The sequence below is a fragment of the Frankia sp. R43 genome, assembly GCF_001306465.1.
In the GTDB taxonomy this organism is placed as follows: Bacteria; Actinomycetota; Actinomycetes; order Frankiales; family Frankiaceae; genus Parafrankia; species Parafrankia irregularis.
On sequence record NZ_LFCW01000006.1, the window covers coordinates 141,278 to 164,859 of the forward strand.

19 protein-coding genes are annotated in these 23,582 nt (G+C 71.7%); 10 read left to right on the forward strand and 9 right to left on the reverse strand.

Annotation, left to right across the window (positions count from 1 at the left end; translation table 11 throughout):
- Positions 1-121 precede the first annotated feature (121 nt).
- Positions 122-3,916: a sacsin N-terminal ATP-binding-like domain-containing protein gene (locus ACG83_RS25175; RefSeq protein WP_054568746.1), complete on the forward strand. Its 3,795-nt coding sequence runs from the start codon at positions 122-124 to the stop codon at positions 3,914-3,916.
- Between the two features lie 203 nt (positions 3,917-4,119).
- On the opposite strand, the gene ACG83_RS46960 is transcribed toward ACG83_RS25175, so the two are convergent.
- From ACG83_RS46960 to ACG83_RS42825, 4 genes are all read right to left on the reverse strand, one after another.
- Complete coding sequence (locus tag ACG83_RS46960) at positions 4,120-4,512, reverse strand: DUF2530 domain-containing protein (protein WP_235498172.1); 393 nt, start codon at positions 4,510-4,512, stop codon at positions 4,120-4,122.
- A 116-nt stretch (positions 4,513-4,628) separates the two neighbouring features.
- The gene (locus tag ACG83_RS25185; protein WP_054568747.1) at positions 4,629-5,552 is read right to left on the reverse strand and encodes a sulfotransferase; all 924 of its coding nucleotides are present in this window, start codon (positions 5,550-5,552) and stop codon (positions 4,629-4,631) included.
- 412 nt (positions 5,553-5,964) lie between these two features.
- Positions 5,965-6,498 (reverse strand): flavin reductase family protein, encoded by a 534-nt coding sequence (locus tag ACG83_RS25190; RefSeq protein ID WP_054568748.1) that lies wholly within the window; start codon positions 6,496-6,498, stop codon positions 5,965-5,967.
- The gene (locus tag ACG83_RS42825; RefSeq protein ID WP_083473549.1) at positions 6,495-7,382 is read right to left on the reverse strand and encodes an NADPH-dependent FMN reductase; all 888 of its coding nucleotides are present in this window, start codon (positions 7,380-7,382) and stop codon (positions 6,495-6,497) included. Before ACG83_RS42825 ends, ACG83_RS25190 begins: the two co-directional genes overlap by 4 nt.
- A gap of 502 nt (positions 7,383-7,884) precedes the next feature.
- Between ACG83_RS42825 and ACG83_RS48055 the strand changes: the two genes are divergently transcribed.
- Together ACG83_RS48055 and ACG83_RS25200 are read left to right on the forward strand one after the other, a co-directional pair.
- Complete coding sequence (locus tag ACG83_RS48055) at positions 7,885-7,965, forward strand: putative leader peptide (RefSeq protein ID WP_369809833.1); 81 nt, start codon at positions 7,885-7,887, stop codon at positions 7,963-7,965.
- Between the two features lie 351 nt (positions 7,966-8,316).
- On the forward strand, positions 8,317-8,688 hold the full coding sequence (locus ACG83_RS25200) for a winged helix-turn-helix domain-containing protein (protein WP_054569134.1): 372 nt from the start codon (positions 8,317-8,319) through the stop codon (positions 8,686-8,688).
- Here ACG83_RS25200 and thpR read toward each other — a convergent pair.
- Complete coding sequence (gene thpR / locus ACG83_RS25205; protein ID WP_054569135.1) at positions 8,637-9,194, reverse strand: RNA 2',3'-cyclic phosphodiesterase; 558 nt, start codon at positions 9,192-9,194, stop codon at positions 8,637-8,639. The two genes, ACG83_RS25200 and thpR, sit on opposite strands and share 52 nt — an antisense overlap.
- A 214-nt stretch (positions 9,195-9,408) precedes the next feature.
- Here thpR and ACG83_RS25210 point away from each other — a divergent pair, with 214 nt between their 5' ends.
- Positions 9,409-10,422 (forward strand): Gfo/Idh/MocA family oxidoreductase, encoded by a 1,014-nt coding sequence (locus tag ACG83_RS25210; RefSeq protein ID WP_054568749.1) that lies wholly within the window; start codon positions 9,409-9,411, stop codon positions 10,420-10,422.
- Positions 10,423-10,428: 6 nt separating this feature from the next.
- Here the strand turns inward: ACG83_RS25210 and ACG83_RS25215 are convergent, their stop codons facing one another.
- Positions 10,429-10,854, reverse strand: coding sequence for a MarR family transcriptional regulator (locus ACG83_RS25215; protein WP_006543719.1), 426 nt, complete (start codon positions 10,852-10,854; stop codon positions 10,429-10,431).
- Between the two features lie 331 nt (positions 10,855-11,185).
- On the opposite strand from ACG83_RS25215, the gene ACG83_RS25220 reads away from it, so the two are divergent.
- The 3 genes from ACG83_RS25220 to ACG83_RS25230 all read left to right on the forward strand — a co-directional run bounded on the left by ACG83_RS25220 (position 11,186) and on the right by ACG83_RS25230 (position 15,845).
- On the forward strand, positions 11,186-13,021 hold the full coding sequence (locus tag ACG83_RS25220; RefSeq protein ID WP_116437498.1) for a histidine kinase: 1,836 nt from the start codon (positions 11,186-11,188) through the stop codon (positions 13,019-13,021).
- A gap of 109 nt (positions 13,022-13,130) precedes the next feature.
- Positions 13,131-13,838, forward strand: coding sequence for a response regulator transcription factor (locus tag ACG83_RS25225; protein ID WP_054569137.1), 708 nt, complete (start codon positions 13,131-13,133; stop codon positions 13,836-13,838).
- Between the two features lie 639 nt (positions 13,839-14,477).
- Positions 14,478-15,845, forward strand: a complete 1,368-nt coding sequence (locus ACG83_RS25230) for a citrate synthase (protein ID WP_063793206.1) — start codon at positions 14,478-14,480, stop codon at positions 15,843-15,845.
- A 262-nt stretch (positions 15,846-16,107) separates the two neighbouring features.
- Here the strand turns inward: ACG83_RS25230 and serC are convergent, their stop codons facing one another.
- Both serC and ACG83_RS25240 read right to left on the reverse strand, forming a co-directional pair.
- Positions 16,108-17,232 (reverse strand): phosphoserine transaminase, encoded by a 1,125-nt coding sequence (gene serC / locus ACG83_RS25235; RefSeq protein ID WP_054569138.1) that lies wholly within the window; start codon positions 17,230-17,232, stop codon positions 16,108-16,110.
- Positions 17,225-18,319: a citrate synthase 2 gene (locus ACG83_RS25240; protein WP_006543712.1), complete on the reverse strand. Its 1,095-nt coding sequence runs from the start codon at positions 18,317-18,319 to the stop codon at positions 17,225-17,227. Before ACG83_RS25240 ends, serC begins: the two co-directional genes overlap by 8 nt.
- 569 nt (positions 18,320-18,888) lie before the next feature.
- Here ACG83_RS25240 and pdxH point away from each other — a divergent pair.
- The 3 genes from pdxH to ACG83_RS25255 all read left to right on the forward strand — a co-directional run bounded on the left by pdxH (position 18,889) and on the right by ACG83_RS25255 (position 21,549).
- A complete protein-coding gene (gene pdxH / locus ACG83_RS25245; protein WP_054568750.1) occupies positions 18,889-19,632 on the forward strand; it encodes a pyridoxamine 5'-phosphate oxidase in 744 nt (247 codons plus the stop codon).
- Positions 19,633-19,990: 358 nt separating this feature from the next.
- The gene (locus ACG83_RS25250) at positions 19,991-20,755 is read left to right on the forward strand and encodes a hypothetical protein (RefSeq protein ID WP_054568751.1); all 765 of its coding nucleotides are present in this window, start codon (positions 19,991-19,993) and stop codon (positions 20,753-20,755) included.
- The gene (locus ACG83_RS25255; RefSeq protein ID WP_054568752.1) at positions 20,752-21,549 is read left to right on the forward strand and encodes a L,D-transpeptidase; all 798 of its coding nucleotides are present in this window, start codon (positions 20,752-20,754) and stop codon (positions 21,547-21,549) included. Before ACG83_RS25250 ends, ACG83_RS25255 begins: the two co-directional genes overlap by 4 nt.
- A 535-nt stretch (positions 21,550-22,084) precedes the next feature.
- Here the strand turns inward: ACG83_RS25255 and ACG83_RS25260 are convergent.
- Entirely contained in the window at positions 22,085-23,503 is a 1,419-nt protein-coding gene (locus ACG83_RS25260; RefSeq protein ID WP_200931377.1) for a deoxyribodipyrimidine photo-lyase, read from the reverse strand.
- Positions 23,504-23,582: the final 79 nt, after the last annotated feature.

Sequence of the window (23,582 nt, forward strand, 5' to 3'; positions counted from 1 at the left end):
GCGCGCGACCACCAGCGGCCACCGACGACCCTCCTGCCTGGTTTGCGCGTTCCCCCGTCCCGGAAGGCGATGCTAACCACCCTCGCTACGCAACACTCCGGCCACAGAGAAGGATGAGGCTGTGGATGTCACCCCGTTTGACACCGAGACGTTGCGAACCCGCGTGACCGAGGCCTGGGCCGCGTCCCCGAGCCGGTTCCGGGAGGACGCGAACGCGGAGGAGGACGCCGCCCTCGGTGCCTACCGGGACCGCCTCCTGGTGGAGCTGCTCCAGAACGCGGTCGACGCGGCCACCGCCGCCGGTGTGCCGGCGCGGGTTCTCGTCCGGCTGCGCTCGAAGCCCGCTCCGACCGGGCCGGGCAGGCCGGATCCAGGCACGACGGAGCTGGGCACGACGGAGTCAGGCGGCCTGCTGGAGATCGCCAACACCGGAGCGCCGCTCACCGCTGCTGGTGTCGAGGCGCTGTCGACGCTGCGTGCCTCGGCGAAGCGCGACGTCCAGGCGGTCGGGCGTTTCGGTGCCGGCTTCGCCGCGGTCCTCGCGGTGACCCAGACACCGTCGATCGTCTCCAGAACACTGCCGTCCGGCGACGGCCACGGCGGCGGCGGCGACGGCCGCGGCGGCGCGGCGGACGGCTGGCGCGGCGTGGGCTGGTCACGGAGCCGCACCGCGGAGCTGGTGCGCGCGTCCGGGGTGGACGCCCTCGTCCACGAGCTCGACCGGCGGGCGGGGCAGGTTCCCGTGTTGCGCCTGCCGTTCACACTCGACGACCCGCCGGCCGGGCCCGCCGGCTACGACACCGTGGTCCGGCTGCCGCTGCGGGACGAGGCCGCGGTGGCGACGGCGCGGGGTCTGATCGGCGAGCTGGACCCCACTCTCCCTCTGGTTCTGCGCGGCCTCGAGGAGATCGTCATCGATCTGGACGGGGAGGTCCGCACGCTCCGCTGCGAGTGGGAGCCCAGCCGCCCCGGGCCGAACGGAACCGATCTCGAAGTCGCGACCATCGAGGGCACCCGCTGGCGCGGATGTGTGTACCGGGGCGGAATCCCACCCGAGCTGCTCGCGGACCGCCCGGTGGAGGAGCGTGGCCGGACCGGCTACACCGCGCGGGCGATGGTGCCGGACGGCGACTGGCCCGGCGATGTGACACGGGTCGTGCGCGCCCCTCAACCAACCGACGAGCCGATCAGCATTCCCGCGCTGATCAGCGTCGATCTGCCGCTCGATCCGTCGCGGCGGCACACCGTCCCCGGACCGCTGCGGGACTGGCTGACCGACCGGCTCGCCGAGGCGACGGTCGCGCTGGCGATCCACCTCGGTGATCCCGCGGACGGACAGCCGCCCGGTCCGGCGCGGCTCGCCGCCCTGGACCTCGTTCCCACCGGGCTGCCCCGCGGCGAGGTGGACGGCCGGCTGCGTGACCGCCTCCTGGCGCTCCTTCCCGACGCACCGCTCTTCCCGGGCGACCGGACCGGCCGTGACTGCGCGGTTCTGGACCTCGGCCCCGCCACGGACTCCGTCACCGACCTGCTGCTTCCCACCGCCGCGCCCACCGGCGCCGGCAGCACAACGAGCGACGGCACCGCCGGCGACGGCGGTGCTGTCGACGGCGGTGCTGTCGACGGCGGTGCTGTCGACGGCGGTGCTGTCGACGGCGACGCTCGTCACGACGGCCTTCACGACGACGGCACCGAGAACGGCGCGGAGGACGACGCGATCATCGACGGTCTGCTGCCGGCCCGGTTCGCCGCACGGCGTCGCCGGCCGGCCCTGGACCTGCTCGGCGTCCGCCGGCTGGACACCGGTGGGGTGGTGGAGCTCCTGCGCGGTGTACGCCGGGATCCGTCCTGGTGGGCGAACCTGTATCCGATCCTGCTGACGGTGCCGGATCGGGACGCGCTCGGCGCGCTGCCCATCCCGGTGGTGGTCGTGCCCGAAACCGACGATCTCGATCGGTGGTCGGCCTTCGGCCCGGAGGGTGGTGCGCAGCCGGTCGCCGACGGGTCCGATCCGGTGATGCCGCCGCCCAGCCGGATGGTCACCGGACCACGTGGCGCGCTGTTGCCCACCCCCGACCTGGACGTCGTGTCCCTGGTCCGTTCGGGCCTGCCGCTGCGGGTCGTCCATCCCGACGCGTGCACGGGCACTGCCCGGGACGCACTGCGCACCCTGGGCGCGCTGGAGGGCACCCCGGCCGGCGTGCTGCGGGACCCGGCGGTGCGGGAGGCCGTCGTCCAGGCCGATCCCGAGGATGATCCCGACGACCTGGACGCACTGGCCAACGGGGTGCTGGCACTGGTGCGCGACGCGATTGTGGAGCACGGCCACGCCCGGGCGGACGGCTCCGCCACCGGCCCCGTGCCCGGACAGGACACCGACACCGACACCGACACCGACGGCGGCCTGACCGCCGATCAGCACGCCGACTCCGCTGACGCGCACGAGGATGCCGGCTCGCCCACCGGGTCTGGCCGGCCGGCGATGCCCGGCTGGCTCACCGCGCTGCTGCTCCCCGAGCTGGACGGTGGTTTCGCGCCCGCCGCCGAGCTCGTCATCGCGGACGGTCCGCTCGACCTCCTGCTGGCCGACGACGCCCCGTTCGGAACCCTCGACCCGCACGTCAGCAACGCCTGGCCGGTCCATGTCCTGGAGGCTGTCGGCGTCCTGCACACGTTCGGCGTCCTGCGCGCCGTGGAGGTGACCCTCGACCCGGACGAGCCGGTCCTGCTCGAGCTGGACGACAGCGACATCTGGGTGGACGAGGTCTACGAGTCCTCCGAACGGGCGGCTCCCGAGGTTCCGGGCGCCCCGCTGGTGGTCGAACGGTTCGCCGCCGTGCGGGACCTGGAGCTCGTCGACGAGGAGGCCTGGCCGGCGGCGCTCGCCGAGCTGGCCCGCCCGCCGCTGCGCCGGGTGGTGCTCGGCCGCGAGCCCTCCTACACCCGCTGGTGGCTGGCCCGGCACACGACGCTGCCGACAGCCGACGGGTCCGGCGCCCGGCTGCCACCGCGGGAACTGGTGCTGCCCGGTGCCGATCCCCTGCTCACCGGGTTGTTCGCACCGGCCACGCCGCTGCCCGGGGTGGACGACGAGCTGCTGCGCGCGCTCGGCGCCCGCCGCACCCTCGACGACGTCCTCACCGACCCGGACGCGGTGATCGACCTGCTCGACCGGCTGGGCGACAGCGACCGCGAGATCGGCTGGCCGGCCGCACGGACGCTCTACATGGCCGCGGTGAGCGCCGCCGGACTGCTCGGTGCCGACCCAGACGGGGTGGTCGGACCCCGGCTCGACCCCCCGCTGACGGTCCGGACCCCGGCCGGCGTCTTCCCCGCGGACGAGGTCGTCGTGGTCGACGCGCCCGACCTGCTCGCGGTGGTGGGGGACGGCAGGCCCGTGCTGCGGCTGCCGCTGGACCGGGCGGCCGAGGCCGCGCATGTTCTCGGCCTGCGGCTGGCCTCCGACCTGGACGACTTCGAGCCGGTGGACGTCCCCGCCGGCACGGACGCGGCCGGCGGCGGGGAGGCGACGAGCCGAACCGTCGTCGTCTCCGCAAGCAGGGTCGTTCTCGACCACCTCGCCGCGGACGAGTCCGAGCCGGGGCCCGAGGACCTGCACGGGACGGATCTCGCCGCCGCGCCGGGGGCCGTCCGGCCGCTGGTGGCGCGGTACCACCTGCATCCGCAGCTGTGGATCACGGTGCCCGGCGGGCGGCAGGCCCGGGTTCCGTGGCGCGTCATCGGTGGCATCGGCGGCGTGATCCACGTCGATGCCCAGGCGGGCACGGACGCGCTCGCCCGGGCCCTGGCCTGGCAGGCCGGTCAGTGGGAACGCCGGCACGGCCTGGCCGCGGCCCTCCGCGATCCGGACGGCGCGCCGCTGCGGCAGGCCGAGGACGATCTCGACGATCTCTGATCGGCCTACCGGCGCCGCCGCCGGACCTGCGGTTCCACGGTGTCGCCGGACCCACAGCGCCGCGGTTCCGCGGTGCCACCGAACCCACAGCGCCGCGGTTCCGCGGTGCCACCGAACCCACAGCGCCGCGGTTCCGCGGTGCCACCGAACCCACAGCGCCGCGGTTCCGCGGTGCCACCGGACCAGCAGCGCCGTGCCAGCGGTCAGCCGGCTTCGGCCTCGGCCTCGGAACGCTCCTCGGCCGCACGCAGGCGATCTCGACGGCGGATGACGATCCAGAGCCCCGCCAGCCCCAGCCCGAAGCCGACGGCGGCGGTCGCGATCCACCACAGCCTGCCGTCGTCACGCAGGTCGTCGGCGAAGGGAATCATGACCAGGAACGCGACAAGCCAGACGACCGATCCCACGGCGACCGAACGGACCCCGTCGTAGGGAAGCGCCTGCAGCTCCGCCGGGCGCGAGCCGCCTCCACCCGGGACGTCGGCATTCGGGACGTCGGCATTCGGAGCGTCGACGTCCGGAGCGTCGGCACGCGACACGGTGGCCTCTGGCACGTTGACGTCTGGCACGTCGCCCTCCGGCCTCGGTGTGCTCATCGCCACGACGCTACCGTGGGCGCCGGTGCCCGTCCGCCACGCCGTGGCAGCCGCGGGACCGACAGCCGCGCCACCCGCGCGTCAGGCGTGCCGGTGGACCTGCCTTCGTCCGCGCGTCAGCGGTGTGTCTCCGGCGCGCAGTCGCCACGCTCAAGCCACTCGTCGAAGGATCGGCCCGTCACCCGGGCGAGCAGGGCGATGTCGTCGACGTAGCGGTCGATGACCCGCGCACGCAGACCGGGTGGCAGCGGCGGGCCCGGTAGCGACTGCGCGCGCAGCGTGGTCAGCGCCGCGGCCATCGCATCGGCGGTGGCGGGACCGGCGGCCCGGATCCGGGTTCCCCCGGCGCGGGTCACCGCCGGCGGAAACATGCGGTCGACGCCGCGGGGCGGGGCGCCGGGGTCGACCGCGCCGACGAAGGAAAAGACCTCGCGTAACACGGATTCGGGCTGGGTGACCAGGTCCCGATATCGAACCAGCAAAACCTGGCTGGGCGGGAACAGGGTGTAAAGGCGCTGCAACGCGATGCCATAGCGGCCGTGTTCCGCGTACCACCACCGGCGCCGCCACCCCGCGGCCCGGCGCGCCGCCTCCGCGTCGAGCGCCTCGATCAGCGTCGGCAGGTACTCCAGACCGGCCCGGCGCTGCGCGGACCAGTTCGCGTAGGCCCGCTCGACCGGGTCCCGCAGCACGACGACCATCCGGAGGTAGGGCAGCAGCTCGTGCATGCGCCGCTGCGCCGGGAAGTCCGCCAGGTAGTAGGGAGTGCATTCTCCCCGGGGCCGGCGGTCGCTTCCCGGAAACAGCTCCTCATAGTCCGACCGGCACCAGACGAACGGTTCCTCACCCATCGGATCAGGGACATCCCCAGCCGTCGAAGTCGCCGGGCCGGCAGCGGTGGGACGCACTCCGGCCGCAAGGAAGAAGCCGGGTTCGGCCGGCCGGGACATCACCAGACCGGGATGACGGGCCAGCGCCGCGTGCAGACCGGAGGTGCCGGCATCGGGGGCACCGATGACGGCGAAATCAGGCAGACCCACCCCGCCTCCTCCCCCGGAGCATGATTTCACATGCAGACCAGGAGCATATCTCCCTATTACCCATTGACGAACTTGGAAAGTGTCGAACGACCCGATGCCGGTACGACGCCTCGGCGCTTCCGCACCACCGATCGTTTCCGCTGATCACGACTTCTGGTGGCCGGCGAGGCGGACGAGGGCGGCGACGTCGTACACCTCGGGAGGCGTCGCGACCTGGCCGCCGGCGAACAGCACGGCTGGCGCCCGGGCCGACCATACGAAGCAGTGAGGGCGTTGGCCATCCCGGCGACCAACGCCCTCAACGCCTGCTCGGCAGCAGCGGCAATGCGGCGGCAGCCCGAAGCTTCGAACTGAAACCCACCGACTTCCGGTGCCAGGCCCCGCTGCCAGGCCCCGCGTTACCCGTCGCCGGCTAGGTACGCGGTCGTCCCACCGTCACTGTGCCGTAGCGGCCGTTGTGATAGACGAGCGGAGCGAGCAGGCCGGCCGCGGAGTCGACCCGCGTCTCGGCGATCTCGGCGATCACCAGATGATGGTCGCCCGCGATCAGCCGGGAGCGGATCCGCGTCCGCAGCCAGACGGCCGCGTCGGCGAGCAGCGGCTCGCCGGTGGGAAGGGTCCGCCAGCGAGTCGGCTCCGCGAAACGGTCGATCCCGGGAGTCGCGAACCGGGCCGCCAGCTCCTCCTGATCGTCGGACAACAAATGGACCACGAGACCCGTGGCAGCGGCCAGGGCCGGCGCGCACGACGACGTGATCGCCACCGAGAACGACAGCAGCGGCGGGTCCGCCGAGAGCGACGCGACCGAGGTGGCGGTGAACCCGACCGGCCCGTGCGGGCCGGGCATCGTCACGATGGCCACCCCGGCCGCGTGCCCGCGGAAGACACGGCGCAGCGCGGCCGGGTCGATCAGCTCGGGCTCGGCACCGAGGGCGGTGGACGTCACAGGACTGCCCCGGCCAGACCGGCGCGCAGAGCGGTCCTGACCCCGACCGCCACCCCGGATGAACCGGATGACGAGGCCCCGGATCCGGATCCGGTCACCGGCACCGCGGACGCCGCCGGCGCGAGAACGGCGGGAACAGGCCTGGCCGGCTCCGTCCGAGTCGTGTCGGACCGCACCGCGTCAGACCGCACCGCGTCAGACCGCACCGCGTCGGACGGCACGGGCGATGGCGCCGCCTCGGCGTGGGCGGGGCGGTCATCCTCGGCATCGTGGGCTGGACGGGCCGCCCCCGCGTTCGCCGCCACGCTGGCCCGCAGCGCGGACACGTATGAGACCACCCAGGAGTCGAAGACGACGTCCAGGTCGGGGATCTGCTCCTCGATCACGGCGAAGGAACGCGCCGGCACCGCAGCGCCGAGCTCGACGAGGACCGGGCGCAGATAGGCCTCGCCCGCGAAGGAGTGATCAGGCGCCGCCGACAGGACCAGCGGGATGGCGGTGACTCCCCGCAGCGCACCGCCCGGCAGCAGGTCCAGGAAGACCTTGAGCAGTCCCGTGTAGCTGCCCTTGTAGACGGGCGAGGCGACGATCAGCAGGTCGGCCGCGGCCACCGTCCTGGCCGCGGCGGCGACCCGGCTGTCACCGTCGAAGAGGTGGCGGGCCAGCTCCGCCAGGTCGATGATCTCGACACTGGCGGCCGGCAGATCCTCCGTGATCCGCTCGACGAGACCGCGCGCGACGGCGAGCGTTCGGGAGCCCGTGCGCGGACTACCGCTGAGGACGACCAGGCGGGGCCGTACGAGCAGCCCGGACTGAGTGTCTGGCTGCGTGCGCGGCAGCGTGTGCGACGTGGACGGCGGCACCGGGCGTGAGGACTGGATCATGATCGGCCTTCCGGTCTGGTCGAGCGCCGGCGCTGCGGCCTCGGACCTGCTCAGACCGCGTTCGCGGCCACGAGCCCTGACGGATTCCCCTTGACGCGTGCACCGACGGTGAGGCCGATCGGCTATGGCGAGGCAGGGACTGACGTGAGACGGGAACGCACGACGAAGCTCGGACCTGGGCCCTGGTGCTGACACGGTGCCGCGATCATCGCGGCGGCAGGCCCACGGAATCCGCTCCGTCAGCGGACGCACCGGCTACAGCGGCACCGGGTGACGCGGCCGTAGTCGACACAGCGCCGGCGCGTGAGCAGCGGGCGGGACACGAACCAGAAAGCCAACCACGCACGGTGGGCCGGCAGCGCTCGGTCGTTGGAGAGTACGCGAGCGGCCACGTCCAAAACTGTGCGAGCAGGTCTTTGTTCAGTCAAGAAGTGATAAAGTGAGTCAGATCACACTGTAATTTCATTGGCCGAGTATCGCTGTACGTGTTTCCGTTGCTGCTGTGTTGAAGCCGACCTACCTCGTCAAGCGGGGGCACATCGACCTGTTGCGGGTCGCCTCCGCCGCCTGTTCGGCCACCTGACACCGCAGTCGACATCCCGCGCGCGGTGCGCGCGGTGACTGTCGCGCGGTGAGCGCCCCGGCCCCGCGATCGCCGTGCCGGGCCCCGGACACCGGACGCCGGCCGGCACTCCCCGCGGCAGCACGCCACGCGGCAGGCGCGGCCAGCCATGCCCGCCGCCACCGCAGGCGCCCCCTGGCCGTCAGGCCGCAACTGATCGTCCGGTCGCACCCCCTGAGGCTGCGGACGGATCCCCACCGGCCGACGCCGACCACATAGATGATCTTCGCCCGGGCGCGCACCCGGGCAGGAGCCCACCATGCTCCCGACCGTGCCGTTCGTTGTGTTTCGCTGATCTCCCTGGAGGCGTCCGTGACTGCCTACGCCGGTTTCGTCGAGAGAACGACCGTGGGAGGTGACGTGGACATCGACCGCGTCGCCTGGCAGGTCCTGGTCGACGGGCAGCCGATCGACCTCACCTACCTGGAGTTCGAGGTCCTCGACTACCTCGTGCGCCATCCGGGGCGGGTGCACAGCCGCGAGAAGCTCCTGCGCGAGGTGTGGCACCAGGATCCGGACGCGCTCGGCGCCTCCGCGCCGCGCACCGTCGACGTCATGATCACCCGGCTGCGGCGCAAGCTCGGCCGGGGCCACCGGGACCGCATCGAGACAGTCCGGCGAGTCGGCTACCGCTACCGGGACGCCGCGGAGCCCCTCAGCTCCCATTCGCTCTCGACCCGGTAGGTGGGGGCCGGCCCACCGTCGCTGCTCATCAGCGTGATCGCTCCCGCGGACCAGGACGATCCCGCGATGGCCTCGTCGAGCTCCCGCACCACCTCCCGCAGGTCCGGGCTGGTGCCGGCCGGTACCCGGGCCAGGGTGAGGTGGGCCCGGAACGGGCGGTCATCACCGTGGTCCGCACCGGCTCTGGCCGCCGCCCGGCGCACCCCGGTGGCCAACGGCCCGAGATCACCATTGACGCGGGCCCAGAGCACCCGCCCGCCGAAGTGGCCAGCGCCGCCCAGCCGCACCTCGACCGGTGGGTGACGACGGGCGACGCGCCCGAGCCGCTCGGCGAGCGCCGGACGCACGGCCGGGTCGACGGGGCCGAGGAACGCCAGCGTCACGTGCCACTGCGGCGGGCTGCTCCAGCGCAGCCGCGGCTCCGGCCGCCCGCTCACCCTGGCGATCGCCGCCGCCAGGCCGTCGACGACCTCCGGTGGTGGCAGCAGCGCGACGAAGTACCTCATCGGGAACACTCAACACCGCGCCGCGCCACCAGCCCGCACCACCAGCCCGCGCCGCCGCGCAGCCAGCCCGTACCCGCCGCGCCCGGCCCGATCGGGCACCCCCGTAGGGCGTGACGAGGTCTGGTCACGGCGGGCTGGTTCGACTGGGTGGTCTGACGACGGGATCGGCCCGACCGCCCACCCTCGGGTGGTGTTCGGATGCACTATCGGAGCTGTGACGACGGTCCCCGAACTGGTGGCACCCCGCGATCCCGGTCTGTCCCGGGCCTGGCGTTCCGACCGTCGCGCCGCACGGCGCGACGAGCCCGATCTCCCGGTCGCGATGGCCCTTGTTACTGACGGTTCGGAGCTCTCCACGGCGGATGTCCTGCGCGACGCGGGCGTCGACGTCGTCGGTCTGCTGGCCCCGGAACCGTTGGAATCACTGGCCTGGGCGGCCGAGGCCGGAGCGCCCCGCGCCTACAGCGATCTGATCGCCCTGCTGTCGGACGACATCGAGGCGGTCTGCGTCGAGATGGCCCCGCCGGCGTCGGACATCGTGGCCCGCCGGGCCGCCGAAGCAGGCCTGCATGTCCTGCTCGCCAAGCCGGCCACCGCCGAGGCGGAGTCGCTGCGCGCCGTCGCCGACATCGCGGAGGACGCCGATCTGGCACATGTCGTCGCCTTGGACGGCCGGGCCTGGCCGGCGGCGTGGCACGTCCAGGCATCCGTCCACTCGCTCGGCCGGCTCAGCCAGATCACGGTGGTCGGGGCACCCGCCGGCCCGGTCGGTCGCGCCGAGATGATCGATCTCGCCCTGCGCTGGTGCGGCGAGATCGTCGCCGTGTGCGCGGATCCGGGCAGCATGCCCGCGACCGCCCTCACCCCGGACGCCCCGGTGACCCTGGCGCTGCTCGCGGCCAGCGGGACGACGATCCTCATCAACGAGCGCATGAGCGGCGAGATCGCCACCGCGGTCGTCACGGTGTGCGGCGATGTGGGGCGGATGGTCGTGCAGGGCCGGCGGGTGCGCCGCCAGGACAGCACCGGCGTCCGGGACCTGTGGATGCCGACGGTTCCCGCCGAGCGGCCCGGCCTGGTCGAGGCGACCTATGACGTCGTGCGTGCCGCGGAGCTCAACGATCCGGCGCTGGTGCGCGGCGCCACCTTCCACGATCTGCTCACCGCCAGCCGGCTTCAGGTGGCGGCCTCCGCGTCCCGCAAGCGTGGCGGATGGGTGGAGCTTTGAGCTGCTTCAGAGGCCGGCGAGGCGGTCAAGGATGGGAGCGGCGGCCTTCAGCGCGTCGACCTCGTCCGGTGCGAGGTCCTCGAGGTGCTCGGCCAGCCACTCGTCCCGGCGGCGGCGGTCCGCGGCGAGCAGTTCCCGGCCCGCCTCGGTGACCTCGGCGATCACCTGACGTCCGTCGGAGGGGTGCTGGCCCCGGTTGACGAGCCCGGCCTCGGCCAGGAGCGTGATCACCCGGGTCATCGACGGTGGCTGCACGCGCTCGTATGCGGCGATCTCGCCGAGCGTCATCGGGCCGTGCCGCGCGAGCGTGGCGAGGGTCGCGACCTGGGTCGGCGTCAGGGTGCTCGAACGTTCCTGGCGCATTCGCCGCGACAACCGCATCACGGACATACGCAGGGTGGAGGCAAGCTCTGCCACGCCTACGTTGTCCATTCCCCGAAAGTACTGGTTAGCGTCGCTAATGTTCAAGAACTGCGGGACCCGTCGCAGCGCGGCTGGAGCGGGTCCGTGACGGGCGCCGGGAGCCGGCCACCCCCCGGTAGCGTCCGGCTCCCGACCGACCCGGGCCAGCTGCCCGCGACCAAGCCTTCGGCGCGGGAGGGCCGCATCCACTATTCACCGGAGCCGTCGTTCCTCGCTTCCGGGACAGCTCCACGTTTTCGGGGTACTTTCCACCCCAGCTTCTGGGGGGTAACACCCAGCCGGACATGACCGGTGTGTCACCCTTACCGGGTGAGATCGTCACGCCCGGCGAGACGTTGACGTGCCGGCCCCCAACCTGTCGCCAGGTAGGACGTCCACAGCCACCGCCGGCACTCCGGCGTCCCAGGCGCCCGGCCAGCGGCTTGCCCGGTCGCTGACCAGCGCCGTCACCCGGCACCGGCTCGTTTCCCTGGTGACGGCCGGCCTGGTGACGTCGTTGCTGGCGATCGCGGCGCAATGGCCCGCCTGGGCCAGGACGCCGTTTCCGGCGACGCTGAACGTGCTCGTCGTCCTCACCTTCGTCCTCACCGGCCTGCTGCTCCTCGACGAGGACGCACTCAGCAGCGTGAGCTGGGCGTTCGTCCTGGGCGGCCTGCTGTGGGCGGTGAGTTGGACCGCCACCTGGGAACACGGCCCGAGCGCCGTGATCTCCTCGTTCGCCTACACCCATTTCTGGGTCTGCCTCGGCTGGGGTGTGCTCCGCTACCCGCACGGGCGCCTCGTCGGGGCCGTCGACCATCTGATGGTGGCCGTCGCCGTCGCGGTCATCCCCGTCGGCAACCTGGTGCTGATCGGGCTGTGCCGGCCGGAGACCCTGGGCTACCGGCCGGACGTGTGGTGGTACGGGTCCGCGATCGACCCGGGCGTCTTCGAGGTGGTCGTCAACATCCTCGACGGCCTGACCATCGCGGTCGTCGTCGCCTTCGGGCTGGTCATCGGCCGCCGCCACCGACGGGCGTCGGCGCTCGAGCGGCGCACCCTCGGCCCGGTCTCGCTGGGCCTGCTCACCGCCTTCGTGATGGCCTCCGTGGTGAACCTGTTCGTCTACTACCCCCAGGGCGGGGCCATCGACCCGATCTTCATACCGATGGCCGCGACCCTGTTCGCCATTCCGGCGTCGTTCGCCGCCGCCGCGGCGCGCCGTCACCTGGCCCGTGGCCGCATCGCCCAGCTCCTGAGCACACTGAGTACCCCACCGACACCGCGGGCGGTGCGTGAGGTGCTGCGCGCGGCGCTGGGCGACGAGAGCGCGCAGATCTACCTGTGGGTACCCGAGCGAGGTGTGCACATCGACAGCGACGGCCGGCCGGCCATCCCGCCGGCCACCGACGACACGCTGCTCACGCTGCCCGTCCGCACCACCTCGGGCGCGCCGCTGGCGGTGCTGTCCGCCCGGTCATCGCTGGAGCGCGACCGCGACCTGGTGGACGTCGCACTGAACGCCAGCGCCATCGTGCTGGAGAACGCACGACTTCACGCCATGGTCGCCTCCCAGCTCGACGCGGTGCGGACCACCCGAACGCAGCTCATCGAGGTCGGTCTGGCCGAGCGCCGCCGGATCGAGCGGGACCTGCACGACGGCGCCCAGCAGCGCCTGCTGGCCCTCGCCGCCCGCCTGGGGCTCGCCCAGGCCCAGGCAACAGACGAGGCCACGGCCACCGCGCTGGCAGCCGCCTCCGCCGATCTCCGGGCCGCGTTGGAGGAACTGCGCGGACTGGCCCGCGGAATCCATCCGCCGATCCTGCGGGAACGAGGGCTGAAGGCCGCGTTGGAGGACATCGCGGGCCCGCTGCCCCTGGTGGTCGATCTTCGAGTCCCGGACCAGCGTTTCGACACCACGTTGGAGACCACTGCGTACTACACCGTGAGCGAGGCGCTGGCGAATACCGTCAAACACGCCGAGGCCACCCATGTGCAGGTTACGGTGCGAATGTCCGGTGACCGGCTCCTGGTTCAGGTCGCCGACGACGGCAAAGGCGGAGCCGTGATAAGCGAAAGCGGCGGCATCGCCGGCCTGGGTGAGCGCGTCCGCGCGCTCGGCGGGGAAATCATGCTGTCCAGCCCGCCGCATTCCGGCACCCGGCTGACCGCGGTAATCCCGGCCACAACCCACTGATGTGATGCCACCGCCCTAATGCCACTGCTGTAATGCCACTGATGCGATGACCAGGACCACGGACAACCAGGCCCACGGGTAACCAGGCGCGACCTTGATCGGGGGCGACATGCGGGTAGCGATCGCGGACGACTCAACACTGTTCCGGGAGGGCCTCGCGATGCTGCTGGCCTCAGCCGGTGTCGAGGTGACGGCACAGGCCTCCGAGCCGCGCGGGATCCTCGCCCACCTCAAGGACGCCCAGCTCACGGACACGCAGCCCGATGTGGTCATCCTCGACATGCGGATGCCGCCGACGTTCACCGACGAGGGCCTCGTCTGCGCGGAGCTGATCCGCACCCAGCATCCGGCGGTCGGCGTGCTCGTCCTGTCCACCTACTCGGACGTCCATTACGCGGTGCGGCTGCTAGGCGACGGCCGGGGCGGGATGGGCTACCTGCTCAAGGACCGGGTCGCCGATCTCAACGGGCTGCTGGACGGCGTGCGCCGCATCGCGGCCGGCCGTCTCGTCGTCGACGAGGACATCATCGCGGGGCTGCTGGCGCACCGGCGGCGTGCCGAGGCGCTCGACCGGCTTACCGAGAGGGAGCGCGCTGTCATGCGGGAAATGGCAGAAGGCCGCTCCAATGCCGGTATTGCCGGAAAACTGCACCTTGCCCCCAAAACAGTCGAAAACCACGTCGCCAGTGTGTTCTCGAAACTCGGGATGCCCGCGTCCGGCGACGACAACCGGCGAGTCCTGGCCGTCCTCGCCTGGCTCCGGTCGGCGGGTGACACCGCCTCCACCGCCGCACCGGGCGGATCGTCCAGCCGGTAGGCACCCGGCAGAGCAGGAGACACCGCCGAACGGGTCGAACCGGCGTACGGGTGGTGGCGGGTGAGGCCGACATGCGGGTGAGGCCGACATGTGGGGTGGCTCCGGCGTGGGGGTGGCCCCGCTCGGCGCCAGCCCAACCCACGGGCCCGCCGTCCCACAGTCCGGCCGGAGCGGCAACGGCGACGCGCCAGAACCACGGCACCCACAACCACAACCACGGGCCTGACGTACACGCCGCATTGTGAACTTTCGATAGCACACCGTTGACCAGACAGTGCGCTGCGCACCACACCCGGCCGTGTGAGTTATCTCGCTTGATCCCGGCCACCTGCGGATTCAGGCAGAACGACGCGCACCCCACACAGCCGCAAGGCGTGACGACCCAACCGCCCGTAGACGCCCAAATCGGGCAGTTCGTTACCAGCTGCACCAGCCCTGGCGCCACCCGCAGCTCGGCGGCATACAGGGTGGCAGAGCACACGTGGGATAGACGCCACCGATCACGCGCATGTGGTGGCTCGAACCGCGAGACTTGGGGACAACCGAACCAGTGAACCGGCGAGAGCGCTCCGAACCGGGCGCGCGCCCGGAGGTGGCCGACGCCGTCACCCGGCAGTGCCATGGCGAGAGGAGCCCGGCGTGTCCGAGCAGGTCAGTACCCTGACCGTCACTGACAACCGCACCGGTCGGACGTACGAGGTGTCGATTACCGACGGCACGATCCGCTCAAGTGCGTTCCGTACCATCAAGGTCGACGACGACGACTTCGGCCTGATGGCATACGACCCCGCGTTCACCAACACGGCGAGCTGCCGCAGCGCGATCACCTATATCGACGGTGACGCCGGCATCCTGCGCTACCGCGGATACCCGATCCAGGAACTGGCCGAGAAGAGCAGCTTCCTCGAGGTCGCCTACCTGCTTCTCGCGGGCGAGCTTCCGACCTCGGATGAGCTCTACACCTGGGAAGACGAGATCACGCACCACACCCTGGTGCATGAGTCGATCAAAAAGTTCATCGACGGCTTCCACCACGACGCCCACCCGATGGGCATGCTGGTATCGACCGTCGGCGCGCTGTCGACCTTCTACCCGGACGCCAAGACGATCGACGACCCCGGTCTGCGGCGGCTGCAGATCGTCCGGCTCATCGCGAAGATCACCACGCTGGCGGCGTTCTCCTACCGGCACTCCGTGGGCTTCCCGTATGTCTACCCGGACAACGATCTTTCGTACGCCGGCAACTTCCTCAACATGATGTGGAAGGCCACCGAGCTCAAGTACGAGCCGGACCCGAACCTCGAGCACGCGCTCGACGTGCTGTTCATCCTGCACGCCGACCACGAGCAGAACTGCTCCGCGAACGCGATGCGTGCCGTCGGCAGCTCCCAGGCCGACCCGTTCTCCGCCGCCGCCGCGGCGATCGCCGCGCTCTACGGCCCGCTGCACGGTGGCGCCAACGAGCAGGTGCTGCGCATGCTCGCCGACATCGGCTCGGTGGAGAACATCCCCGCCTTCATCGCCCAGGTGAAGGACGGCAAGAAGAAGCTCATGGGCTTCGGCCACCGCGTCTACAAGAACTACGACCCGCGGGCCCGGGTGATCCGCCAGGTCGCCGACGAGGTCTTCAAGGTCACCGGCACCAACCCGCTGCTCGACCTCGCGATGGAGCTCGAGCGGGTGGCGCTGGAGGACGAGTACTTCATCTCCCGCAAGCTCTACCCGAACGTCGACTTCTACACCGGCATCATCTACCAGGCCATGGGTATCCCGGTGGAGATGTTCCCGGTGCTGTTCGCGATCGGCCGGATGCCGGGCTGGCTGGCCCAGTGGGAGGAGGGCCTGCTCGACCCCGAGCAGAAGATTGCCCGCCCGCGTCAGCTGTACGTCGGCTACGACCAGCGTCCCTACGTTCCGATGGACGTCCGGTCGGCCGCGGCCGCCGCCGAGACGGACCCGATCGCCGCCCAGGCCGCGCAGGCCGCCCCGGTGCGCCCGCTGCGCTGAGCCCCCAGGGAGTCCGCCCGCCGCACCGATCCGCGGCGGGCCTGAGACACCCACCTGAGACGACCGCCGCCGGCCTGCCGCCGACCGGCGGTCGTCGTGTTTCCAGCATTCGGCCGCTGGCCGGCGGGCGGACCGAGATGAAGCTCTGAAGTGAACTCTGAAGCGCTCGACTTCCGAGTACTTCCGAGCTGGGCGTGGGTGTGCGTCCCAAACGATCGGGCCGGGAGGACAGGTCGTCCTCCCGGCCCGAGTCGCATGTTGGTCAGAGACGCTCGACCACGTAGTCGATGGCGCCGGTGAGGGCCTCGACGTCCGAGGGCTCGATGGCCGGGAAGCAGGCCACCCGCAGCTGGTTGCGGCCCAGCTTGCGGTACGGCTCGACGTCGACCACGCCGTTGGCGCGCAGCACCTTGGCCACCGCGGCGGCGTCGACGCCCTCGAAGTCGATCGTGACGACGACCTGGGAGCGCTGCGCCGGGTCGGCGACGAACGGCGTCGTGTAGGCGGTCTTCTCGGCCCAGTTGTAGAGGATCGAGGAGGACTCCCCGGTCCGCCGGACGCACCAGTCGAGCCCGCCCTGCCCGTTCATCCAGTCGAGCTGGTCGGCGAAGAGGAACAGGGTGGCCACGGCCGGGGTGTTGTACGTCTGGTCCTTGGTGCTGTTGTCCAGCGCCGTGGTCAGGTCCAGGAAGGGCGGGATCCAGCGGTCGGTGGCCGCGATCTCGCCGAGGCGGCCAAGCGCCGCGGGCGACATGAGAGCCACCCAGAGACCACCGTCGGAGGCGAAGCACTTCTGCGGCGCGAAGTAGTAGACGTCCACCTCGGTCAGGTCGACGGGCAGGCCGCCGGCGCCGGAGGTCGCGTCCACCAGGTGCAGCGCGCCCGCGTCGGTGCCCACCGGGCGCCGCACCGGCCGGGCGACACCGGTCGAGGTCTCGTTGTGCGGCGTCGCGTAGACGTCGATACCCGCTTCGGGCGCCCAGTCGGGGTGGGTGCCCGGCTCCGACTTCACGATCGACGGGTCGCCCAGGAACGGCGCACCCTTCGTCGTGTCGGCGAACTTGCCGCCGAACTCGCCGAAGACGAGGTGCTGGGAGCGTTCCCGCACCAGGTTGAACGCGGCGGCGTCCCAGAAGGCGGTGGCACCGCCGATGCCGAGGACGACCTCGTAGCCCTCGGGCAGCGAGAACAGGTCGGCGAGCCCGGACCGGACCCGGCCGACCAGGTTCTTCACCGGCTTCTGCCGGTGCGACGTGCCGAGCAGCGAGGTCCCGCTCGCGGCGAGGGCCTCCACGGCCTCGGTACGGACCTTGGACGGCCCGCACCCGAAGCGGCCGTCGACCGGACGCAGCGAGTCGGGCAGGACGATCGTCGGGGCGTCAGGCATGGACGTCCCCCAGCGGCCTCGGCGCGGGGCCGACATAGCGGGCGGACGGGCGGATGAGCCGGCCGGTCCGCATCTGCTCCAGGATGTGAGCGCTCCAGCCCGCGGTACGGGCGCAGGTGAACATGGACGTGAACATATGGGCCGGGACCTCGGCGAAGTCCAGCACCACGGCCGACCAGAACTCGACGTTCGTCCGCAGTGGGCGGTCGGGGTAGCGGTTGGTCAGCTCCTCGATGGCCGCGGCCTCCAGCGCCTCGGCCACCTCGTAGCGCTCCGAGCCCAGGTCACGGGCGGTGCGGCGAAGCACCCGGGCGCGCGGGTCCTCGGCCCGGTAGACCCGGTGCCCGAAGCCCATCAGGCGCTCCTTGCGGTCCAGGGCCGCCCGGACGTAGCCGGCGGGGTCACCCGTCCGTTCCACCTCGTCCAGCATCGCCAGGACGCGCGAGGGCGCCCCGCCGTGCAGCGGCCCGGACAGCGCGCCCACGGCCGCCGAGAGCGCCGCGGCGGCGTCAGCGCCGGTGGAGGCGACCACGCGGGAGGTGAAGGTGGAGGCGTTCATGCCGTGCTCGGCGGCGGACACCCAGTAGGCGTCGACGGCCTGCACATGCTTGGGGTCGGGCTCACCGCGCCAACGGATCATGAACCGTTCCGTTATCGTGCGGGCGCGGTCCACCTCGCGCTGCGGAACGGCCGGCTGGCCGAGCCCACGGGCCGACTGGGCGACGAAGGACAGCGCCACCACCGAGGCCCGCGCCAGGTCGTCCCGCGCCTGCGCCGGGGTGATGTCGATCAGCTGGCCGAAGCCCCAGTAGGGCGCGAGCATCGCCAGCGCGCTCTGGACATCGACTCTTATATCGCCAGAATGCACCGGTACCGGGAAGGGCTCGGCCGGCGGCAGGCCTGGCTCGAACGCCCCGTCCACGAGCAGACCCCAGACGTGGCCGTAGTCGACCTTGCCCACCAGGTCCTCGATGTCGACGCCGCGGTAGCGCAGCGCGCTGCCTTCCTTGTCCGGCTCGGCGATCTCCGTCTCAAAGGCGATCACGCCTTCCAGGCCCGGCTTGAAATCGCTTGTCTTCTCGGCCATCGAGTCCGGATCTCCGCTTCTGTCTCGGCCGACAGTGGGACGGGCCCTGCCGGGACCGGTCAGCCGCGGCTGCGCATCGCCGGATCCGGCGCGCGCCGACCTGGCGGTCGTCGCATCGTCCCGGTTCCAGCGCGGCCCCGTTGCCGCCGCCGTCGGCGACTCGTCGAGTTCGTCGGTGCTGTGGTTGTTCCCTGCGGTTGTTCCCTGCCGTCGCCAGACCATGTGGTCGCCAGACCCGCGGTCGCTCGGCGAGTGGCCGCCCGGCCGATGGTCGCGCCGAGCGCGGTCGCTCTGACGAGTGGTCGCTGGTGATGACTGGTCGCGCTGTCACCACATCGGTCCGTGGCCACATCGGTCCTGCGTTAAGGACGTAATCGTCCGTCTGCATCCTGCCCTGTCGAGAGCCGTTTCGCCACTGGGCGGGAAGTGATGAGTCGCGTTACGCACCGGTGCCGCGCCCGCACATCACCCGCACTTCGTCATCAAGCGTGCGGGGGCGTCCGCTGCCACCACCCGCCCATCCGAGGTGATGCCAGTCACATTGCCGAGGGCCTGCCAGGATCCGAACCGTGAACCTCCACCCGCCGACACCCGATCCCGCGGTGCTGCGCCGCAGCTACCGTCCAGGGCGGTTCGACGAGGCAATGCTCGCCGCGACCTGGACCGAGCAGTTCCGGAAATGGTTCGCGGAGGCCTCCGCCCCAGAATCCGGAATCAGCGAGCCAAATGCGATGATCTTCGGTACCGCCGACGCCGACGGTCGTCCCGGTTCCCGCACGGTGCTGATGAAGGGATTCGATCACCAGGGATTCGTGCTCTTTACGAACTACCATTCGGCGAAAGCCCGCCAGGCCGCTGCGAACCCCTACGGATCCCTCCTCTTCCCGTGGTATCCACTGGAACGACAGGTGATCGTGACAGGCTCCGTCGAACGGGTTCCGCGCGCGGAGAGCGAGGCCTATTTCCGTTCCCGGCCACGCAGATCCCAGCTCGGCGCCTGGGCGAGTCACCAGTCGGAGGTGATCTCCTCCCGCGAGGTGCTGACCGACCGGCTGGCCGAGCTCGAGATCCGATGGCCCGGGAACGAATCGGTGCCGACCCCCCCGTTCTGGGGAGGCCTTCGGTTGGTACCGAACTCGGTCGAGTTCTGGCAGGGCCGCCCGGACCGCCTCCATGACCGCCTGCGCTATCGGCTGATCACAGAAAGTGGGGCATCCGCGGTTGCGGGTGAGCCGGCGGCCGGGCCCGGCACGACCCACAGCCAGGCGCCGGACAGGGCTCCCACCTGGATCATCGAACGGTTGGCGCCCTGACGCCGAACCGATCCAGGCCGAAGAATCCGACCACCGGTGGCCACCGATGCACAACATGATTCCGGCAGGTGAACGGCAGGTGAGCCGACCCACCGGATCGACACTTCACGACCGACCCCACACCCTGCCACCGCGACGCGTTTAACACAGATGAACACCCAACGTTTCCGCTACGTCGGACCCGCCCACCCCGTGACGATGCGGGCATTGGTACCTTTCTGCCTGCAGCCGTACCTGATCAGCAAACGCTGATCCGCGTCCCGCGCCGACTCGCCGCCCTCCGGCTGGTCGGGCACCTTGACGGGCCGCCGGCAGCGCGTGTCAAGGGCGACCCGTCACAACGTAGGGAGACGGATTCATGCGGATCACCAGAATGCGGGCCGTGGCGGCCGGCGTTCTCGGAGCGGCCCTGATAGCGGTCGCCCCACCGGCCTCGGCAGCCACGACGACGACGTCCACCAGCCCCAGCGCCTCCCCGACGGTGGAAGCCACCACCACCACGGAGCCGGAGGCACGCCTGACCTCGCCGGAGACGACCGAGACGCCGTCGGCTGACGAGTCGGCCACGCCGGACCCGGACGTTTCCGCGACTCCCACGGCGACAGACACCCCGCAGACAACGGCGGACGCCACGGCCAGCGCCACGGCGACGGAAAGCGCGTCACCCACGTCGACCCCGACCGAGGGCACCGGTGACCCGGTCCTCGACGGCTTCCTGTCCCTGCTCCCGTTCAAGGTGCCGCTGGACAAGGAAATCGACGGGATCGAGGACTTCGAGGCCAACCCGTTCGTCCTCACCTTCAAGTGCGGCGCCGACGGGCCCACCTGGACGCTGCAGAACACCCAGGACAGGGCCTTCGGGTTCGGCTGGTTCGACACCAGTCTCGGTGCCGGCATCTCCGAGATCGGCCCGGGTGAGACCCTGACCCTCGACTCACACGGCGGGGCCGTGGTCGCGGCCCCGTGGGACGCGGAGACCGGCTACCTGCTGGTGACCCTGCCCACCGTCGGGGTGTCCGACTGCGAGGGCACCGACCCGCCGGCGGCCGTGCCCGCCGTGCTGCCCATCGCTGCCCCCGCTGCCACGAGCGCGGTGTCCACCGAGCCGTACTACACGGGATGACACGTCACCACGAAGCGCTCGCCGAGCGCTCGACCGGCCGCCGCGCCCTGTCACGGACAGGGGCGGCGGCACTGGCCGTTGTGCTGGGCGGCGTGATCCTCAGCGGCTGTGGCGGCGATGACGGGGCCTCCGGGCCGGCCGCGGTGCCCGCGGCGGTCCAAAGCCAGCTCGCCGCCGTCGCCGGGCTCAACCAGGGCACCAGCACCGTGCTGACCGCCAGCGGCGCCAGTGTCGACATCTACCAGGCCCCCACCGCCGCCAAGCCGACACGCAGCCTGTCGAACCCGAACGAGAACGGCGCCCCGCGGGTCTTCCTCGTGCAGGCGAAGATGCCGGGATGGTGGCAGGTCCTGCTGCCCGTCGAGCCCAACGGAAGCACCGGCTGGGTGAAGGCCGAGCAGGTCACCGCGAGCCAGACGCCCTACCGCATCGAGGTGGCGCGTGGCGCGCACGTGCTGCGCCTCTTCAACGGCGACCAGAAGATCGCCGAGGAGAAGGTGGCCATCGGCACCTCGGACACCCCGACGCCCGGCGGCCGGTTCTTCCTGATGGAGCTGCTGCGGCCGAGCAACCCGAACGGTGCCTACGGGCCGTACGCGTTCGGCCTGAGCGGGTTCTCCACCAGCCTGGAGGACTTCGGTGGCCGCGAGCCCGTCATCGGGATCCACGGCACGAACGATCCGAGTTCGCTGGGCCGCGACGTCAGCCACGGCTGCATCCGGCTGAGCAACGATTCGATCACCCGGCTGGCACAGACCGTCCCGCTGGGGACGCCAGTGGAGATCGTCGCCTGATCCTGCGCTGATCCTGGGTCAGTCAGGGCCAGACGCGGCCGCACACCCGTTACCGGGGCAGCCGCGTCTGGCCTTGACGCTGTCTGGCCTCGACGGCGGCGCTGTCTGGCCTCGAAGGCCTTGACCCTGTCTGGTCTGGATGCGCTTCGGTCACCTGGCTGCCTCGCCGTGGGCGTGCGCGTCAGCGGCCGGCACGGCCTGCTGTGCGCGCCTACGTCAGCCTGTCAGCCTCGACGGTGCCCGTGTGGCACGTGAACGTGCCCGTGGCGCGTCGGCACGAGCTGCCCTCCACATCCCGCACCGACGCGGCCACGTCCGATGGAGCCCGTCACTTCCCCACCGGATGGACGGGCGAGGAGTCGAGCCCGCCGCCTCCCTGCCCATCTCAAGGGTGGCCAATCGCGGCCGAGTGAACCCGCGGACAGGGGAATCAGTTGGTGTCGGATAGCCGACACGACCACCACTTGCGGCTAGACCAAACAACCCGATAAGGGAGACATCCGACGATCCGCCGCACCGGGCCGCGCCGGGCGATTCAGATCCGCGTCGGCGCCGACGCCCCACCGGCCGACGCGTTCCGGGCCTGGGCATGCCGTGCGAGGGCGTCACGGCGCTCCACCGCGTGGTCCACGATCGGGCCCGGGTAGCCGTTCGGCGGGCCGCCCGGGCACCTCCACGGCTCGTGGGCCAGCTCGGCGGGCAGACCGCGCAGCTCGGGCACCCAGCGCCGGATGTACTCCCCGTCGGGATCGAACCTGCGGCCCTGGGAGACGGGGTTGAAGACGCGGAAGTACGGCGCCGCGTCGGTGCCGGTGCCTGCCGTCCACTGCCACCCGTGGTTGTTCGAGGCGAGGTCGCCGTCCACCAGCCGTTCCAGGTACCAGCGGGCCCCGTGCGTCCAGTGGACGTGGAGGTCCTTGCAGACGAACGACGCCTCGATCATCCGTACCCGGTTGTGTACCCAGCCCTCGGCCAGCAACTGGCGCATCCCGGCATCGACGATGGGATATCCGGTTCGCCCCCACTTCCACGCCTCGAAGCTCTCGCCGGGTGGTTCATAGGACATCCGGGCCAGGGCTTCGGAGAGGTCGCTCCGTGCTGAGGATGGATTCGCCGCGAGGACATCCGCGTAGAACTCCCGCCACGCGATCTCGCTACGGAACTTCTCCGCCGCCTCCGTGGTGCCGTCGGTGGCGCCGCTGGTCGCGGGGGCCGTCGCCGCGCGCACGCCGTCCAGCACCGTTCTCGGATGTATGCAGCCCCATTTCAGGTAGGGCGACAGGCGCGAGGTGGCGTCGGCCGCCGGCTCGTCGCGGTGCCGCGCGTAGTCGCCGAGCGGCCCACGCAGGAAGGCGTGCAGGCGGTCGTGTGCGGCCTGCTCACCCGGCGGGGGCAATGTGACGCCGTCGAGGTCGGGGTCCGGGGGAATCTCCTCGCTACCCCCGCTCAGCGAGGCCGGATCAAGCCAGTCCGGCTCCGTGGGCGCGGGTGCGGCCGGCGCAGGCCACCCGTGCGCCTTCCAGGCCCGGTAGAAGGGGGTGAAGACCCGGTAGGGCGAGCCGTCCGGCTTGACCAGCCGGCCGGGCTCGACAGCGTAGGCCGAGCCGGTGCGCCGCAGCTCCCGTCCGCCCGCGATCAGTGCCCGGGCGACCCGTTCGTCGCGGCGACGCCCGTACGGCCCATGGTCGGCCGCGATGTGGACGACGTCGGCACCGATCTCGCCCGCCACGGCGGGGACGACCTGTTCGGGGTCGCCGGTGCGCACGCACAGCCGGCCGGCGAGCCTGCGGTCGAGATCCCGCAGGCAGCGGTAGAGGAACGCGAGCCGCACCGGCCCGGCCGGGCGGCGGAGCGCCTCGTCGAGGACGAACAGTGCCAGCACCGGGCCCTGCCCGGCCGCGGCGAGCAGGGCCGGGTTGTCGTCGAGGCGCAGGTCCCGGCGCAGCCACCACACGGTCCGACTCGATGTGGACGATCGCATCCGCAGAAGGTAACGACCCGCACACCGCAACGCCCTGTGGACCACTCCAGTG